This window comes from Aeromonas sp. R1-2 (assembly GCF_040908505.1).
GTDB lineage: Bacteria > Pseudomonadota > Gammaproteobacteria > Enterobacterales > Aeromonadaceae > Aeromonas > Aeromonas veronii.
On sequence record NZ_JBFODU010000012.1, the window covers coordinates 237,764 to 254,277 of the forward strand.

14 protein-coding genes are annotated in these 16,514 nt (G+C 57.0%); 13 read left to right on the top strand and 1 reads right to left on the bottom strand.

The window, feature by feature from the left end; all coding sequences use genetic code 11:
* Window positions 1-141: 141 nt before the first annotated feature.
* The gene (locus AB5Y76_RS04530; protein WP_019446348.1) at window positions 142-1,782 is read left to right on the top strand and encodes a methyl-accepting chemotaxis protein; all 1,641 of its coding nucleotides are present in this window, start codon (window positions 142-144) and stop codon (window positions 1,780-1,782) included.
* 156 nt (window positions 1,783-1,938) lie between these two features.
* A complete protein-coding gene (gene oxyR, locus AB5Y76_RS04535) occupies window positions 1,939-2,838 on the top strand; it encodes a DNA-binding transcriptional regulator OxyR (protein WP_005354003.1) in 900 nt (299 codons plus the stop codon).
* Window positions 2,839-2,887: 49 nt separating this feature from the next.
* Here the strand turns inward: oxyR and AB5Y76_RS04540 are convergent, their stop codons facing one another.
* Window positions 2,888-5,359 carry a penicillin-binding protein 1A gene (locus AB5Y76_RS04540; protein WP_263716921.1) on the bottom strand — a complete coding sequence of 824 codons (2,472 nt, stop codon included), beginning with the start codon at window positions 5,357-5,359 and terminating at the stop codon, window positions 2,888-2,890.
* A 300-nt stretch (window positions 5,360-5,659) separates the two neighbouring features.
* On the opposite strand from AB5Y76_RS04540, the gene tapM reads away from it, so the two are divergent.
* The 11 genes from tapM to AB5Y76_RS04595 all read left to right on the top strand — a co-directional run bounded on the left by tapM (window position 5,660) and on the right by AB5Y76_RS04595 (window position 16,503).
* Window positions 5,660-6,721: a PilM family type IVa pilus assembly protein TapM gene (tapM, locus tag AB5Y76_RS04545; protein WP_005362273.1), complete on the top strand. Its 1,062-nt coding sequence runs from the start codon at window positions 5,660-5,662 to the stop codon at window positions 6,719-6,721.
* Complete coding sequence (gene tapN, locus AB5Y76_RS04550) at window positions 6,709-7,287, top strand: PilN family type IV pilus biogenesis protein TapN (protein WP_005353997.1); 579 nt, start codon at window positions 6,709-6,711, stop codon at window positions 7,285-7,287. The genes tapM and tapN overlap by 13 nt, the downstream gene beginning before the upstream one ends.
* Window positions 7,284-7,883 (top strand): PilO family type IV pilus biogenesis protein TapO, encoded by a 600-nt coding sequence (gene tapO / locus AB5Y76_RS04555; protein WP_019446350.1) that lies wholly within the window; start codon window positions 7,284-7,286, stop codon window positions 7,881-7,883. Before tapN ends, tapO begins: the two co-directional genes overlap by 4 nt.
* Window positions 7,880-8,413 carry a pilus assembly protein PilP gene (locus AB5Y76_RS04560; protein WP_129503477.1) on the top strand — a complete coding sequence of 178 codons (534 nt, stop codon included), beginning with the start codon at window positions 7,880-7,882 and terminating at the stop codon, window positions 8,411-8,413. The genes tapO and AB5Y76_RS04560 overlap by 4 nt, the downstream gene beginning before the upstream one ends.
* Before the next feature lie 16 nt (window positions 8,414-8,429).
* The gene (locus tag AB5Y76_RS04565; protein ID WP_263716919.1) at window positions 8,430-10,664 is read left to right on the top strand and encodes a type IV pilus secretin PilQ; all 2,235 of its coding nucleotides are present in this window, start codon (window positions 8,430-8,432) and stop codon (window positions 10,662-10,664) included.
* Between the two features lie 191 nt (window positions 10,665-10,855).
* Complete coding sequence (aroK, locus tag AB5Y76_RS04570; RefSeq protein WP_005335014.1) at window positions 10,856-11,374, top strand: shikimate kinase AroK; 519 nt, start codon at window positions 10,856-10,858, stop codon at window positions 11,372-11,374.
* A 14-nt stretch (window positions 11,375-11,388) separates the two neighbouring features.
* Window positions 11,389-12,471 carry a 3-dehydroquinate synthase gene (gene aroB, locus AB5Y76_RS04575; protein WP_263716918.1) on the top strand — a complete coding sequence of 361 codons (1,083 nt, stop codon included), beginning with the start codon at window positions 11,389-11,391 and terminating at the stop codon, window positions 12,469-12,471.
* Window positions 12,461-14,041, top strand: a complete 1,581-nt coding sequence (locus tag AB5Y76_RS04580) for an SPOR domain-containing protein (protein WP_263716917.1) — start codon at window positions 12,461-12,463, stop codon at window positions 14,039-14,041. The genes aroB and AB5Y76_RS04580 overlap by 11 nt, the downstream gene beginning before the upstream one ends.
* Window positions 14,042-14,111: 70 nt before the next feature.
* Window positions 14,112-14,984 (top strand): Dam family site-specific DNA-(adenine-N6)-methyltransferase, encoded by an 873-nt coding sequence (locus AB5Y76_RS04585; RefSeq protein WP_005335008.1) that lies wholly within the window; start codon window positions 14,112-14,114, stop codon window positions 14,982-14,984.
* 189 nt (window positions 14,985-15,173) lie between these two features.
* Window positions 15,174-15,848, top strand: a complete 675-nt coding sequence (gene rpe / locus AB5Y76_RS04590; RefSeq protein ID WP_263716916.1) for a ribulose-phosphate 3-epimerase — start codon at window positions 15,174-15,176, stop codon at window positions 15,846-15,848.
* On the top strand, window positions 15,835-16,503 hold the full coding sequence (locus tag AB5Y76_RS04595) for a phosphoglycolate phosphatase (RefSeq protein WP_167573456.1): 669 nt from the start codon (window positions 15,835-15,837) through the stop codon (window positions 16,501-16,503). Before rpe ends, AB5Y76_RS04595 begins: the two co-directional genes overlap by 14 nt.
* Window positions 16,504-16,514 lie beyond the last annotated feature (11 nt).

Below are 16,514 nucleotides of genomic sequence, written 5' to 3' on the forward strand. Positions count from 1 at the left end.
AGAAGTGAAGTGAACGGGCCGATATTCCTGTATGCAGAAGCGATATGAAAGCCTTCGACTTTCTGCTTGCAGACTATGCTCTATGTGACCATTCCCGGCGGATGTTGCGGGAGTGCAGACTCATTTCAAGGAAGCCCCCATATGTTCAAAAACATGTCTATCGGCCAGAAACTGAGTGCCGGATTTGCCATCCTGGCACTGCTGGTACTGGGCTTGGCCTGGTTTTCCATCAGCCAGTTGGCAAAGCTCTATGGTGATACCGAAACCATCACTGACAACCTGCTGCCGTCAACCCGCTATGCCAGCCAGATGCATGTTGCCATTCTGGATGCGCGCCGCTCAGAGCTGGCCCAGGTCATCGGTGGTCTGAACAAGGATGATCAAGAGGTAAGCGATCGCACCCTGACCTTCAATAAGGCCAGGCAGGAATTTGAGCAAGCAGCCCAAAAATACGGTGCTTTAGCTTTCACTACAGGTGAAGAGAAACAGGTTTATGAGCAGGTGGTTGCGGCGGGGGCCAAGTATTTTGCGGTGCATGACCAACTGTTGAGCGCCTTTGCTGCTGGCGATCTGGAGCGAGTCAGAAGTCTGCGCAAAAACGAAACCCGGGTCGCGCTGGAGGAGGTGGGAGCAAAATCCTTCCGCCTGCGGGAAATCAATAACGAGATTGCGGCCCAGATGACAAAAGATGTGGAGGCGCTCTACAGCAGTGCCAGAACCATGAGCGTCATTGTCAGTCTGGTGACGCTGGGTTTTGTTGTGGCAATTGCCTGGCTGCTGACCGGTCAGATCCGCAATCCGGTGATGGCGTTGCTGGAACAGACCCGGCGGGTCTCCTCTGGTGATCTCACCTCCCGTATCGATATGCAGCAGTTCAACAACGATGAACTGGGAACCCTTGCCAAAGGGTTTGGTGAAATGCAGACCAATCTGCGCACTTTGGTGAGTGAAGTGTCGGGCTCTGTGGTGCAACTGAGTTCCGCCGCGGAGGAGATCAGCTCTGTTGCCAGCCAGTCAGCCAACAACATGAATGCTCAGCAACATGAGTTGAATCAGCTGGCAACGGCGATGAACGAGATGCAGGCTACGGTGCAGGAGGTCTCTCGCAACACCAGCGATGCGGCCAGTGCTGCCACCTCGGCCAGTGAGACGGCCGAACTTGGTGCGCAAACGGTGAATGACTCCATTCAACGTATTGAACGGGTCGCCGGTGCCATCGAGAGTACCGCGGTGGTGATCCGCCAACTGGGCGATGACAGCCGCAATATCGGCATGGTGCTGGAGGTGATCCGCGGCATTGCCGAACAGACCAACCTGCTGGCATTGAACGCCGCCATTGAAGCGGCCCGTGCCGGTGAGCAGGGACGGGGGTTTGCGGTGGTGGCCGATGAGGTGCGTACTCTGGCCAAGCGCACTCAGGACTCCACCTCCCAGATCAACACCATCATTGCCGAGTTGCAGCAGCGTGCCGAACAGGCGGGAAGTACCATGCAACAGAGTCAGGAGCTGATGAACACCACGGTTGCTACCGCGCGGGAAGCGGGCGAGTCTATCTCCCAGATCAGTGGCTCGGTCAGCAGCATCTCCCACATGAACATCCAGATTGCTACGGCCACCGAAGAGCAGGGAGCGGTGAGCGAGGAGCTCAACCGTAACGTAGTCAATATCAGCCATGCTTCTGAAGAGGTGGCCGCCGGTGCCACCCAGATGGCTCAGGCGTGCAACGAGCTGAACCATCTGGCTACCCAGTTGCAGGATATGGTGCGCCGTTTCAGGGTGTAATCCCTCGGCGAGCCAAACAGCCCGATTACCGCAAGGTGATCGGGCTTTTTTGTTTTGGAGGGGCAGCCAGAGAGGTTCACCGCGAGCGGATGACTTGTCCCGCCGGACGATATTGTGCATGCTGATGGCCCATTTTCCAGGCAGGACTCTTGCTGTATGAATCTTCGCGATCTCGAATATCTGGTGGCGCTGGATGAGGAAAAACATTTTCGCAAAGCCGCTGAACGCTGCTTTGTCAGTCAACCCACCCTGAGCGGCCAGTTGCGCAAGCTGGAGGATGAACTCGGGGTCATTCTGATCGAACGTACCTCGCGCAAGGTGCTGTTTACTCCGGCTGGTGATGCCATGGCCCATCAGGCGCGTCGGGTACTCAAGGAGGTGCGCGAGCTCAAGAGCATCGGTCAGCACTTCTCCGAGCCGATGTCCGGGGAGATCCATATCGGTTTTATTCCGACCGTGGGCCCCTACCTGTTGCCCCGCATTATCCAGACCCTGCGTGAGCGTTTTCCCCAGCTGGAGTTTTACCTCTATGAGGAGCAGACCCAAACCCTGCTCAAGCGGTTGGAAGAGGGGGAGCTGGATTGCGTCATTCTGGCCGAGATGCCGGGGATGGAGGGGTTTGGTTCAATCCAGCTCTATCATGAGCCGATGTGGTTGGCTGTGCCTTGCCATCACCCCGAAGCACAGGCCAGGCAGGTGCCACTCGGCAATCTCAAGGGCAAGAAATTGCTGATGCTGGCCGATGGCCATTGTTTGCGGGATCAGGCGATGGGATTCTGTTTCGCTGGCGGGATTGGTGAGGATCAACGCTTCAAGGGGACCAGTCTCGAGACCCTGCGCAACATGGTGGCCGCCGGTAGTGGCATGACTTTGGTGCCAAAGTTGGCCGTACCTGCCGATCATGATGAGGGAGGGGTGAGCTATCGACCTGTGGTTGACCCTGTGCCGGGGCGTACCATCTCGCTGCTCTATCGCCACTACTCGGTGCGTCGCCCCTGCTTCAATGAGCTGGCGGCCTCGATCGCCACGCTGATGAGCAAGCAGTTGGCCCAATAAAAAAACCGGCAGCCAAGGCTGCCGGTTTTGCTTCTGCCGCAAGAGCAGCTTAGAAGATATCGTCGGTTGAGACAGGCCCTTCCACATCGGGGTTGTCACCGCCGTAGACCTGATTGCCATCCGAGCTCGGTGCTGCGTAGCGGGTCGGCTCGGTCCCTTCCTTGAAGTATTCGTCGGTTCCGCCACTGGTTGCCAGCAGGCCGGTTTCGCTATCAATCTTCACCGTCATGATCCCCTCGGGAACCGGCATCTTGTGCTCCGGCAGCTTTTTGAGGGCGACTTTCATGAAGTCGATCCAGATAGGCTGCGCGGCGCCACCGCCAAATTCGGCACGGCCAAGACCACGCTGGTGGTTGTCAAAACCGATCCAGGAAGTAGCAACGATGTCCGGGGTGTAGCCGGAGAACCAGGCATCCCGCGATTCGTTGGTGGTACCGGTTTTACCGGAGATGTCGTGACGTTTCAGGTCGCGGGCTGCACGCCAGCCGGTACCACGCCAGCCGTTGCCACCCCAGATGGCTGTGCTCAGGGTGTCGGTGATCAGGAACGCGCTCTGGGCACTGATGGTATGCGGGGCGATGGTTGGCGCGAGAGGGGTCTGCGTGCCATCTTGTGCGGCTCCATCAACAGTTGGCTGCGGCAGTGTGCTCTGCTCGGGCGCGGCCTGCTGCTCGCAGGTGGTGCAAGCAATAGCAGGATTGGCCTGATAGAGGGTGTTCTCCAGGCTGTCGGTCACTTTGTCGATAAAGTATGGGGTCACCAGGAAACCACCGTTGGCCAGTACCGAGTAACCACGTACCACTTCAAGGGGGGTGAATTCGGCAGCGCCCAGCGCCAGCGACTCATGGGGAGAGATGAAGTCGCGGGGGAAGCCAAAGCGGGTTAAACCGTCGATATAGGTATCCAGACCGATGGCGCGCATCAGTCGAACCGACATCACGTTCTTGGACTTGGCCAGTCCCAGACGCAGCGGAGTGGGACCATCATAAACGGCCGGAGAGTTCTTGGGCTGCCACATGGGCCCTTTTGACGGATCCCACTGGTTGATCGGCGCATCGTTGATGAGCGACGCCAGGGTATAGCCGTGCTCCAGCGCGGTCGCATAGAGGAAAGGCTTGATATTGGAACCGATCTGGCGACGCGCCTGATCGACCCGGTTGAATTTGGATAGTTCGAAGCTGAAACCACCGACCAGTGCTTCCAGAGCCCCATTTTTCGGGTTCATGGCAACCAGCGCGGCGTTCACATCCGGGATTTGGGCCAGCAGCAACTCTTCGCCCTCTTCCCGCACCCAGATCTGGGCGCCGACTTTCAGCACATCGCGCGCCGATTTCGGGGCATAGTTCTGACGGTCGTCGGTAATAAAGGAGCGAGCCCATTTGATGCCATTCCAGCCGAGCTCTGCTTCCTTGCCATTTTTCAGTACCAGCGTGGCGCTGCGATCACCGAGCTTGGTCACGACCGCCGCCATCAGCGGGTCGTAAGTGGGCTGCTTGCCAAGGTGAGCGACGATCTGCTCGTAATCCCAGGCTGTCTCGCCAGCCTTCCATAACTGAGCCGTTGGGCCGCGATAGCCGTGGCGCATGTCATAGGCAAAAACGCCATCCAGCAGTGCCTGTCTTGCCGCCCGCTGACGTTCGGCAGAGACGGTAGTGTAGACGTGCAGGCCCATGGTGTAGGCATCTTCACCGAACTGCTCGACCATCTTCTGGCGCACCATTTCCCCCAGATAAGGGGCATGCAGGGTCACTTCCGCGCCGTGAAAACGGGCCTTGATCGGCATCTTGGACGCTTCGTCAAACTGAGCCTGGGTTATCTTGCCAGTTTCCAGCATCCGGCCTAGCACCACGTTGCGGCGCGCAAAGGCCCGCTCGGGGGAGCGGATGGGGTTGAGCATGGAGGGGGCTTTCGGCAGACCAGCAATGATGGCGATCTCGTCCAGTCCCAGATCCTTGACCTCTTTACCAAAGTAAACCTGTGCCGCAGCACCGATCCCGAAGGAGCGATAACCGAGGGGGATCTTGTTGAGGTAGAGTTCGAGGATCTCGTCTTTTGAGAGATTCTGTTCGATCCGCCAGGCCAGGAAGACCTCCTTGATTTTGCGGATGATGGTCTTCTCATTGCTCAGGAAAAAGTTGCGGGCAACCTGCTGGGTGATGGTACTGGCCCCCTGACGGGCATGGCCGGAGACAGCCCAGACGGATGCAGCTCGAATGATACCAATCGGGTCAATACCCGGGTGCTCATAGAAACGTGCATCTTCGGTCGCCAGTACGGCATCGATCATGGGTTGCGGAATTTCGTCCAGACGCAGCGGAATGCGACGAATTTCGCCATATTGGGCGATCAACTCCCCATCCCGGCTGTAAACCCGCATCGGGGTTGCCAGCTTGACGTCACGCAGTGCGGTGACATCAGGCAGTTGGGGTTTGATATAGAAGTAGATACCGATGAGGCTGGCAACACCCAGCACTGCACCCAGCATCATGACAATAAACAGGCGAACGAGCCATTTCAGCATGGAAGAACTACCAATCGTCTTAAAATTAGCCAACGGGCGCAGAGTATAGCCCTTTTGCCATCGGGAATTCGAGGTTTTCCTGTGGCGAGCCACCCACCTCAAAAGGATGCGAGAGGTTAGCACTACAGGGAGCAATTACCAAGGAGGGCCACTTGCCATGAAGAAAGCGAGATGGGTCACTTTTCGACATAAACTTTATGACATTGATAGTTAGAGCATTTAGGATGAGTGAAGCACTCCTCTGATCGGGTGTCCTACACTCTGTTCAGGAATAAAACCAAATAACGCATGGATGTGTATATGTTTGGGCTTTTTAACAAGGGATCCCTCCTCCCTCTGGTGGGCATTGATTTTGGCAGCCAGACCATCAAGGCCGTTACCCTCAGTGGCCGACCTGGCAAGCTTCATCTCGAATCGGTCGCCGATATTGCCACCCCGAAAGGGACGCTGGTTGACTATCAATTGCAGGATATCGAGCGCGTCAGCCAATCTCTCAAGAGCCTCAAGCGCCTGATCCCTGCTCACAGCGACTATGCCGCCACTGCGGTGACCGGCTCCAACGTGATAACCAAGGTGATCCAGATTGATGCCCGCCTCAGCGACAAGGAGCTGGAGAGTCAGGTGCAGCTGGAGGCCGAGCAGATCATTCCCTTCCCCCTCGATGAAGTGAGTCTCGATTTTGAGGTGCTGAGCACCAACAACAGTGAAGATCGTCAAGATGTGCTGCTGAGCGCAGCCCGCACCGAGAGTGTCAACGGCCGGGTCAGCGCCCTTGCTGAAGCCGGTATTGCCGTCAAGGTGGTGGATGTGGGCGCCCATGCGCTGGGCCGTGCCGTGGTGGCCTGTCTGCCCGAATTGCAGGAGAGTGAACGGCCGATCGGGGTGATAGATATCGGTGCCAGTGCCATGACCTTTGCGGCGCTGGTCAAGGGAGAGGTGATCTACTCCCGCTTGCAAAACTTCGGCGGCGATCAGTACAGCCAGGCGCTCTCCTCCTTTTATGGCATGACGCTGGATGAGGCTGAGCAAGCTAAAACCAAAGGTACCTTGCCTGTTGACCATGAGCTGGATGTGCTGATGCCCCACATCAACTCGCTGTTGCAGCAAGTGCGGCGCAATATCCAGCTCTTTTGCAGTTCATCCGGTTATCGCGACATCGCAAAACTGGTGCTGACGGGGGGTGGCAGTCTGCTACCCGGTTTGTTGGTGCAGGTAAAAGAAGAGGTCAATTGCGAGGTGTTGCACCCGGATCTGTTCGCTCTGTTTGGCAAACCGAAAGGGGAGGCCGAGCTGGTACATGGTGCTAAATATATGACGGCATTCGGGTTGGCTCTGAGGAGTTTCACACCATGTCAAATATAAACCTTCTACCCTGGCGTGAAGCCCGGGCCCAGCGCCAAAAGAAACAGTTCGGGGCCTTGCTGGGGATTTTTGTGCTGGCCACGGTCGCGCTGGGATTTTTTGCCAACTGGCTGGTTGATCGCCAGATCGTCGCCCAGCAGCAGCGCAACCAGCGGCTGGTTCAGGAGATGACTATTCTGGATGCCCAACTGGGGGAGATCCGTCTGCTCAAAGAGCGTCGCAAGGAACTGATCGATCGGATGCAGCTCATCGAGCAGTTGCAGATGCGCCGCAATGTGCCCGTCCGCCTCTTCAATCAACTGCCTTCACTGGTGCCCAACGGGGTTTACCTCAACACCCTTTCGATGCAGAACAATATTATTGATGTAAATGGCAAGACCGAAGCCTATGGTCGGGTGGCCAGCATGATGCGGCGGATTGATGGTTCCGGTTGGTTGGGTCAGGCAAAGATAAGCACTATTTTTGCGGCTGATGTTGCGCCAGTGTCATTGAGCCAGTTTTCCATGATGTTCCTGATCGCCAACAATGCTGCGGCTGCAGGGAATGTGGCCAAGGAGCAACAATGAACCTTCAGCAACTCAACGAGTTGGATATCAATGACATAGCAAGCTGGCCAAAATGGGCAAAAGGGGTCTTCATCTTTTTCTGCTGCGTGTTGACCGGCGGCGCCATCTACTACTACGTGATTGCCAACTCACTGACCAGTTTGACTCAGGAAGCGGGGAAAGAGACCGAACTGAAAGCCCAGTTTGAAAGCAAGGCGATGCTGGCTGCCAACCTGGGGGCATACAAGGCGCAAATGGTTCAGCTTGAGCAACTGGTTGATACCCAGCTCAAGCAGTTGCCCAATACCCATGAGGTCGCCGGGCTGCTGGACGATATCAGCTTTATTGCTACCGACAATGGCTTGAAATTGAACCGGATCAACTGGGAACCTGAGGTCAAGCACGAGTTTTCGACAGAGCTACCGATGCGTATCGAAGTCGTGGGCACTTACCATGAAATTGGCAAGTTTACCGCTGACATGGCCGCTTTGCCCCGTATCGTCATCCTTGACTCCTTCACTCTAGGTCAGAGCAAGGATGAAGGGGAGCTGATTTCGATGTCGATGCTGGCCAAGACCTACAAGTACAACGGTAAAACAGTGGAGCCGAAACAATGAGACGCATCTGCTGGTTGTTGCCTGCCCTCTTGCTGGCGGCCTGTGGTGGTCAGGAGGACATGGATAGCTATGTCGCCCAGACCAAAGCAAGGCCGCCCATACCTATCGAGCCCTTGCCCGAGCTGAAGCCTTTTGCCCCCATGCACTACCAGCAACGCGAGTTGCGCAGCCCCTTCATGGTTCCCCAGCCTGAGGCGACGGTCGGAAGAACAAGCACTGCCAAGGCCCAGCCGGATTGTGCTCAGACCCTGATGGATCGTGAGAAAGAGGTGCTGGAAAATTATTCGCTGGCCAGTCTGTCGATGCATGGCTCTTTGGGTAAGGCGGGTCAGTTGTGGGCCTTGATCAGCACCCCGGATGGCAAATCGATGCGGGTCGGGCTCAACCAGTATATGGGGCTTGATCAGGGCCGGGTCATCAAGATCACTGACACTGCCGTGGATTTGCTGGAAACCATTCCGGACGGGAAGGGGTGCTGGGTAACAAGAGAAACCCAGTTGGCAATGGCCAATGTGCAAGAAAAACAATAATCAGGGACGAACAGCAATGAGAACAACAATAGAGAGTGTATCCAAAGTAGCTTTGCTGTTTTGCGCCAGCGCCCTCAGTCAGGCGTGGGCAGTGGCAACCCTGCAGGAGATCAAGGTCAATCCGCTGCTTGCCGATCAATTGCTGGTGGAGCTCAGTTTCAGTGAGCCTGTCACAGGCTTTACCGATCGTCTCTCTTACCAACCCAATCAGCTGTTGTTGCATGTTCCCGGTGCGGTAGGGGCGCTGAAAGTGAACCCGCTGCCGATCCAGCGCCTGGGGGTAGATAATATCAAGGTTGAGGGTAAGGGCGCAGGTCTGGATATCAAGATCGCACTCGATCAGCTGGCCCCCTATCAGGTTCAGCAACAGGGGAACAAATTACTGGTGTCATTGGGCGAGGGGGCCTCTTCCGGGCTCATCAATGGTGAGAGCGCTCTGATTGCACCCGCAACCTCGGCTACTCCTGTGCCAACACCCTCTGCGATGGTGGCCACACCCTCTCCTTCGGCGCTGCTCAATCCTCAGGTCGTCGCCCGGTCTATGCCTGTTGCGCCCGTGACTACGCCGGTAGCCACACAGCCTGCCAGCAAGCCGGTGCTTAACAACTATCAAAGCAGTGGGGGTGGTGCCTATTTCAACACGGTTACCGGTGTGGATTTTCGTCGTGGCAAAGATGGCCAGGGGGAGTTTCTGGTCACGCTGGATAACAGCTCCGCCGCCGTTGATGTGAGCAGCCGCGGCCAGACCGTACTGGCCAAGTTTCATGGCACTCGGGTACTGGATGGCTTGCTTAATCTGATCAACGTGCAGGATTTTGCAACGCCGGTTTCTCAGGTTGAAGTCTCCCGGCAGGGGAGCGATACCCTGTTTGAACTGTCGATCAATGGTCAGTTTGATTACCGTTACGATCAGGCAGACAAGCTCTTCATTATCGAGGTGAAAAAGCGGACGACGGCCACGGCATCCAAGCAGTATCAGGGCAAGCCCATCTCATTGAACTTCCAGGATATTCCAGTCCGTACCGTGTTGCAGCTGATCGCTGATTTCAACAACCTTAACTTGGTAACCACAGATTCGGTAGCAGGCAATATTACCCTGCGTCTGGATGGGGTGCCGTGGGAGCAGGCGCTCGACATTATTTTGAAAGTGCGGGGTCTGGATAAACGACTGGACAACAACATTCTGCTGGTGGCACCGGCGGAAGAGATCGCAACACGCGAGAAGCAGCAACTTGAGAGCCGCAATCAGGTTGCAGATTTGGCGCAGCTCTATACCGAATATCTGCAGATAAACTATGCCAAGGCCTCGGAAGTGGCGGCCCTGCTCTCTTCCGAAAGTACCAAGTTGCTGTCACCCCGTGGTGCGGTGAGCGTGGATGAGCGAACCAACGTGCTGGTGGTCAAGGATACCGCCGATGTCATCAGCAGCATCAAACGGATGCTCGATATTCTCGATATTCCGGTCAAGCAGGTGGTTATCGAGGCGCGGATGGTGACCATTGATGACGGTTTTGATGAAGCGCTCGGAGTGCGGTGGGGGGTGACCAAAAACGATGGTCATGGCAACAGTACGTCCGGCTCCATCGAGGGGAATGATGGCTCTGGTAACAACAACGGCAGTTCTGCAATTAATCCCAGCCCTCGGCCATCAGCAGACGATCGGTTGAACGTCAATCTGCCGGTGACCAATGCGGCCGGTACTTTGGCCTTCCAGGTTGCCCGTTTGGCTGATGGCACCTTGCTGGATCTCGAGTTGTCGGCGCTGGAAAAAGAGAGCAAGGCCGAGATTATCGCTAGTCCGCGGGTGACCACGGCGAACCAGAAACCGGCGCTGATCGAGCAGGGTACCGAGATCCCCTATGTGGAGTCCTCTTCCAGTGGCGCTACCTCGGTTACCTTCAAGAAGGCGGTATTGAGCCTGAAGGTTACTCCGCAGATCACCCCTGACAATCGGGTGATTCTCGACCTGACCGTGACCCAAGATACCAAGGGTGAAACGGTACCGACCGGTACTGGTGATGCGGTTTCCATCAACGCCCAGTCCATCACCACTCAGGTGTTGGTGAACAATGGCGAGACGCTGGTACTGGGCGGCATCTATCAGCAGACCATCAAGAGCGATGTGACCAAGGTGCCGCTGCTTGGCGATATCCCCGGATTGGGTGCCCTGTTCCGCAAGACCACCAGCGAGAACAAAAAGCGAGAGTTGTTGATTTTCGTGACGCCTAAGATAGTCACCGACGCCTTCTGAATGCTTTACATGTGAGGGTAAAACACATATAACCTTACGCCCCAATGAGGCTGGGGCGTAAGGGCTGCGGTTGCCAGTCCCGATATCTATTGAGATAATCCCCCTCCTGATCCATCGCAAGATAAGGTTCATAGGTACCCCGATCCAGTATTCATCGGGGTCGTACAGTTTGTAATTACTAACGAAAAGACATGGCTGAGAAACGCAATATTTTCCTGATAGGTCCCATGGGTGCGGGCAAGAGCACCATAGGTAGACATCTGGCAGAACAACTGCATATGGAGTTTTTCGACTCAGATCATGAGATTGAGCGCCGCAGTGGTGCTGATATCGGCTGGGTGTTCGATGTTGAAGGCGAAGAAGGTTTCCGGATTCGCGAAGAGAAGGTGATCGGCGAATTGTCAGAGCAGCAGGGTATCGTGCTGGCGACGGGTGGCGGTGCCATCAAGAGTCGCGAAACCCGCAACAAGTTGTCTGCTCGTGGCATCGTGGTCTACCTCGAAACCACTATTGAAAAGCAGCTGGCGCGCACACAGCGAGACAAACGCCGCCCTCTGCTACAGACCGAAGAACCGGCACGCGAAGTGCTGGAACGTCTGGCACAAGAGCGCAATGCCCTGTATGAAGAGGTTGCCGACTTTGTTGTGCACACCGATGACCAGAGCGCAAAAATCGTTGCCAATCAAATTGTAAAGCTGATCGGTATGTAATCTAGAGGACGTCCATGGAACGGTTGAATGTCGAACTGGGTGAACGCAGCTATCCCATCGAGATAGCTGCAGGGTTGTTGCAGCGCCCTGAGGCGCTGGTATCGACCATCAAGGGCAAGCGGGTGATGATAGTGACCAACACGGTCGTTGCTCCGCTTTATCTTGAACAGGTAACCGCTCTGCTGTCGGGTTTTCAGGTTGAACACCTGATCCTGCCTGACGGCGAGGCGTACAAGAACCTGGCGACCTTTGAGCAGATCATGTCTGCTCTGCTTGAAACCAACCATGGGCGCGATACGACACTGATCGCTCTGGGGGGCGGCGTGATCGGGGATGTGGTGGGCTTTGCGGCAGCAAGCTATCAACGTGGCATTCCTTTTATCCAGATCCCGACCACTCTGCTCTCCCAGGTTGACTCCTCTGTCGGCGGTAAAACCGCTGTCAACCACCCCCTCGGCAAGAACATGATTGGGGCTTTTTATCAGCCCAAACAAGTTGTTATCGATACCGAATGTCTGAGTACCTTGCCCGCCCGCGAATTTGCCGCAGGGATGGCCGAGGTGATCAAGTACGGCATCATTTGGGATGCTGATTTCTTCAGCTGGCTGGAGCAGAACATGGTTCGTCTGCAACAGCTGGAACCTGCCGTGCTAGCCTACGCCATCAAACGCTGCTGCGAGATCAAAGCCGATGTGGTCGGTCAGGATGAGACCGAGCACGGCGTCCGTGCGCTGCTCAATCTGGGTCACACCTTTGGTCATGCCATCGAGGCCGAGCAGGGTTATGGCAACTGGCTGCACGGTGAGGCAGTGTCCGCTGGCACCATGCTGGCTGCCTGGACTGCGCAGGCCCGTGGCGATATGAGCGAAGCGGACGTTGCGCGAGTGCGCGCCCTGCTGCTGGCCGCCAATCTGCCCATTCATGCGCCTGCCGAGATGGATTTCGCCGCCTTTATTCGCCATATGCGCCGTGACAAGAAGGTGCTGGAAGGCAAGCTGCGTCTGGTGTTGCCGGTTGGCATCGGCCATGCGCAGGTGGTGGGGGATGTGTCCGATGCCGAGTTGCTGGCGGTGATCGAGTCTGGTCGTGACGAATAAACTGCTAAAACTTCCTTCCCAGCGGCAGCTGGTTGACCGGCTGCTGCATCTGATTGAATTCAATCACCCTTTCATTTTTCTCTCCGGTAAACCCGGTTGTGGTCGCGGTACCCTGTGCGAATCCCTGCTCGGCGTGTTGCCGGAAAAAGTGCGGGTGGTGAGCCTGATCGGCACGCCTGCCATGAAGATGGTGGATGTGCGTCAGCTGTTATTGCCACAGGTAGTGGCGCGCCCGCTGTTCAATCCACAGGATGCGCTGGCGGAGAGCTTCTTTCGCATGTTGGAGGGGAGCAAGCCTGCCACCCTGTTGCTGTTGATAGAGCGGGCCGACCAGTTGCCGGCCGAATTGCTGGGAGAGTTGTGGGCGATCATCCGTCATAACGATACCCTGGCGGCGCCCCATCAGCTGGCCATTATCGTCTCGGGCAGTGACGTCTGGTGTCGTACCCAACGGCCACAGCTCAAAGGGCGTGCCATGCCAGCCCTTGAGCTGGAAGTGCCGCCCCTGAGCCCGCCCGAGCAGCGCATCTTCTTGTATGAGAAAGCCAAAGAGCTCAAGATCCCCGCGACCCTCTTGCCCAAGCCGCAAGTGGAGGAGATCCTGAAAACGGCGAACGGACATCCGTCCACCATCATGCAGTTACTGGAGGATATCATGACCGACAGAAGGCCCAAGAAGCGTCAGGCGGAGTTGCCTGTCAAGAAGATTGCCACCGCTATCGCGCTGGTCGCTGGCGGCCTGCTGGCTTTGAGCTACCTGCTGCCTGCGCTGTTTGACAATGAAAGCAAACCGGCGCTGCAGGATCCGGCGCAGAACACGGCATTGCCGATCCCGGTAGCGGGAGGCGATCCCCTCACCGCAGGCGGTTCGAATACCGATGCCGCTGCACAAGGCGCGCAAAACAGCGATGCAGCCAGCAATCCCAACGGGGTAGTGAAGGATTGGCAGCCGGAGGCGAAAGTGCTGCCCAAATCGGTGGAGAGCGAAACTGTGACTACCGAATCAACCAATTACGAAGGGCGCCGGGTTGTGATCTCTGACGAGGTCGTGCAAAAGCTGATGACCGAACCCAAGGTGAGCGGCGCACTGCCTACTGACGTGGTGGACGAGCTGACCGGCAAGAACCCGAGTGGCACAGCCCCCAGTGGTGCAATCGCAACCACGGCGCCAGCCAGTACCTCCAAAGCACTGAATCCGGCGACAACCGCAACGCCTGCTGCCACCACCAAAACCGCCAGCAACGAGCCGGTTGCCGCGCCAGCACCCAAGGTGGCCCTGACACCGGTCGCCACCTTGAACAAGAAGCCGCGCAACCACTACAGCGTTCAGTTGATGGGAGCGAGCAACACCAAGGCGGTGGATCAATTTGTCGCCGAGCATGGTCTGGCGGGCAAGGTCTGGGTCTATCAGACCAAATTCCGTGGCAGCCCCTGGTACGTTGTGCTGCAAGGGGATTATGCCGGTCTGACCCAGGCCAAGAGTGCCATTCGCAAGCTTCCGCCAGCCTTGCTGAAAGGCCAGCCCTGGCCCAAGTCGTTTGCACAGGTACAAAAAGAGCTGAAGCAATAGCCTTGATACTGGATAAGGGGGTAGAATCGTCCCCCTTTTTGGGTCTTGCCTTCTTACACACCGGATTTCCATGAAAAAAACACGCGCTTTTTTAAAATGGGCCGGGGGAAAATACTCCCTGGTTGAAGAGATCGCCGAGCGCCTGCCGGCCGGGCGTGTGTTGCTGGAGCCCTTCGTCGGGGCCGGGTCAGTGTTTCTCAACACCGACTACGACGCGTATGTGCTCAACGACATCAATCCGGATCTGATCTGCCTGTACAACCACCTCAAGCTGACGCCGGACAGTTTCATTGCCGAGGCGCGCAAGCTGTTTGTGGCAGAGCACAACCACAAGGCGGCCTATTACCGGCTGCGTACCCAGTTCAATCAGACCGAGACCACTTTCGAGCGGGCACTCTTGTTCCTGTTTCTCAACCGTCACGGTTTCAACGGACTGTGCCGCTACAACAAGAAGGGCGGCTTCAACGTGCCGTTCGGTTCCTACAAGAAGCCCTATTTCCCGGAAAAAGAGCTGTGGGCCTTTGCCGAAAAGGCGCAGAAGGCGACCTTTATCTGCGAGAGCTACGCCGACGCCATCAAGCGTGCCGAAGAGGATTGGGTTATCTACTGTGATCCTCCCTATGCGCCGCTCTCCACTACGGCGAGCTTCACCACCTATGCCTCCGGCGGTTTTACCCTGGATGATCAGGCGATCCTGGCGCGATTGGCCCGCCACACAGCCGCTCACAAAGGGGTGCCGGTGCTGATCAGCAACCACGATATTGAGCTGACTCGTGAGCTTTATCGCGGTGCCCGCCTCGACGAGATCCTGGTCAAGCGCACCATCAGCCGCAACGGCGGCACCCGCAACAAGGTGGCCGAATTGCTGGCGCTCTATCCGCCCGGCATCGAACCTGAGCAGGGCTACTATCCCAGCGACAGTGAACTGCTGCCGCTGACGTAACAGACCATGCGGCGCCCAGGGGCGCCGTTTTTTATTGGCGCGCCTAGGCCCGTGCCGATGCCGCAAAACCCGGGTGGCTGGGGGAGGGGAGGCGATTGTCCCATTTACCCCGCATTCGAGTCGTTTTCGCCCGCCTTTTACGTTAAAATTGCGCCGCTTTTTCTCCCTGGCTGCCAATGGATGATGCTGATGAAAGACTTTCTGATTGCCCCCTCGATCCTCTCTGCCGATTTTGCCCGTCTGGGTGACGATGTAGCCAAGGTACTGGCTGCTGGTGCCGACGTGGTTCACTTCGACGTGATGGACAACCACTATGTCCCCAACCTGACCATTGGCCCCATGGTCTGTCAGGCGCTGCGTGACTACGGTATCGAGGCCCCCATCGACGTGCACCTGATGGTCAAGCCGGTGGATCGCATCATTCCCGATTTTGCCAAGGCCGGTGCTTCCCTCATCACCTTCCATCCGGAAGCGTCCGATCACGTTGATCGCTCTTTGGGCCTCATCAAGGAGATGGGCTGCCAGGCGGGTCTGGTGCTGAATCCGGCTACCTCGCTCTCCTGCCTCGAGTATGTGATGGACAAGCTGGACGTGATCCTGCTGATGTCGGTCAACCCGGGCTTCGGTGGCCAGAGCTTCATCCCCGGAACCCTCGACAAGCTGCGTCAGGTGCGTCGTCTGATCGACGAGAGCGGCCGCGATATCCGCCTCGAGATCGATGGCGGGGTGAAGGTCGACAACATTCGCGAGATCGCCGAAGCGGGCGCCGACATGTTTGTCGCCGGCTCTGCCATTTTCAGCCAGCATGACTACAAGGCGGTGATCGACAAGATGCGTGCGGAGCTGGCTCATGTCACACGCTGAGCGCGCATTTGATTTGGTGCTGTTCGATCTGGACGGCACCCTGATTGACAGTGCTGCCCAGCTGGCACTGGCGGTCAATCTGACTCTGGCTGATCTGGGTCTGGAACAAGCTGATGAAGCGGTTATCCGTACCTGGGTCGGCAATGGTGCCGACAAGCTGATCCAGCGGGCGCTCGCCTATCGCGAGGCCGATCCCGAGCTGTTTGCCAAGGCCAGACCGATCTTTTTCCAGCACTACAACGCCTGCCTACTGCAAGGGCTGGCGATGTATGAAGGGGTGGCACAGAGTCTGCGTCGCCTGCAAAGCCTGGGCTACAAGCAAGCGATCGTTACCAACAAGCCGAGCGATTTCGTGGCACCCATCCTCGATGCCCTTGGCATCAGCGATTGTTTCGAACTCTGGCTTGGCGGCAACTGCGTGCCGGTCAAGAAGCCGAGCCCGGAGCCCTTGCTGCACGCCTGCCAGGAGTTGGGGGTGAGCCCGGCTCGCACCCTGATGGTGGGCGACTCAGAAAATGACGTGCTGGCGGCCAAGGCGGCTGGCATGAAGGTGGTGGGTCTTACATACGGTTACAACTATGGCCGCCCCATCGCCGACTCCCATCCAGACTGGGTATTCGAGCAGTTTGCCCAGCTCGATGCACTTTTGGTCTAATAGCGCAGCTG

Bases quoted from the DNA above. Each gene is read 5' to 3' on its own strand.
- oxyR (WP_005354003.1), top strand. From the start codon at position 1,939: ATGAATCTTCGCGATCTCGAATATCTGGTGGCGCTGGATGAGGAAAAA.
- tapN (WP_005353997.1), top strand. From the start codon at position 6,709: ATGTCAAATATAAACCTTCTACCCTGGCGTGAAGCCCGGGCCCAGCGC.
- AB5Y76_RS04565 (WP_263716919.1), top strand. From the start codon at position 8,430: ATGAGAACAACAATAGAGAGTGTATCCAAAGTAGCTTTGCTGTTTTGC.
- aroK (WP_005335014.1), top strand. From the start codon at position 10,856: ATGGCTGAGAAACGCAATATTTTCCTGATAGGTCCCATGGGTGCGGGC.
- AB5Y76_RS04585 (WP_005335008.1), top strand. From the start codon at position 14,112: ATGAAAAAAACACGCGCTTTTTTAAAATGGGCCGGGGGAAAATACTCC.
- aroB (WP_263716918.1), top strand. From the start codon at position 11,389: ATGGAACGGTTGAATGTCGAACTGGGTGAACGCAGCTATCCCATCGAG.
- AB5Y76_RS04595 (WP_167573456.1), top strand. From the start codon at position 15,835: ATGTCACACGCTGAGCGCGCATTTGATTTGGTGCTGTTCGATCTGGAC.
- AB5Y76_RS04530 (WP_019446348.1), top strand. From the start codon at position 142: ATGTTCAAAAACATGTCTATCGGCCAGAAACTGAGTGCCGGATTTGCC.
- tapM (WP_005362273.1), top strand. From the start codon at position 5,660: ATGTTTGGGCTTTTTAACAAGGGATCCCTCCTCCCTCTGGTGGGCATT.
- tapO (WP_019446350.1), top strand. From the start codon at position 7,284: ATGAACCTTCAGCAACTCAACGAGTTGGATATCAATGACATAGCAAGC.
- AB5Y76_RS04540 (WP_263716921.1), bottom strand. From the start codon at position 5,359: ATGCTGAAATGGCTCGTTCGCCTGTTTATTGTCATGATGCTGGGTGCA.
- rpe (WP_263716916.1), top strand. From the start codon at position 15,174: ATGAAAGACTTTCTGATTGCCCCCTCGATCCTCTCTGCCGATTTTGCC.
- AB5Y76_RS04560 (WP_129503477.1), top strand. From the start codon at position 7,880: ATGAGACGCATCTGCTGGTTGTTGCCTGCCCTCTTGCTGGCGGCCTGT.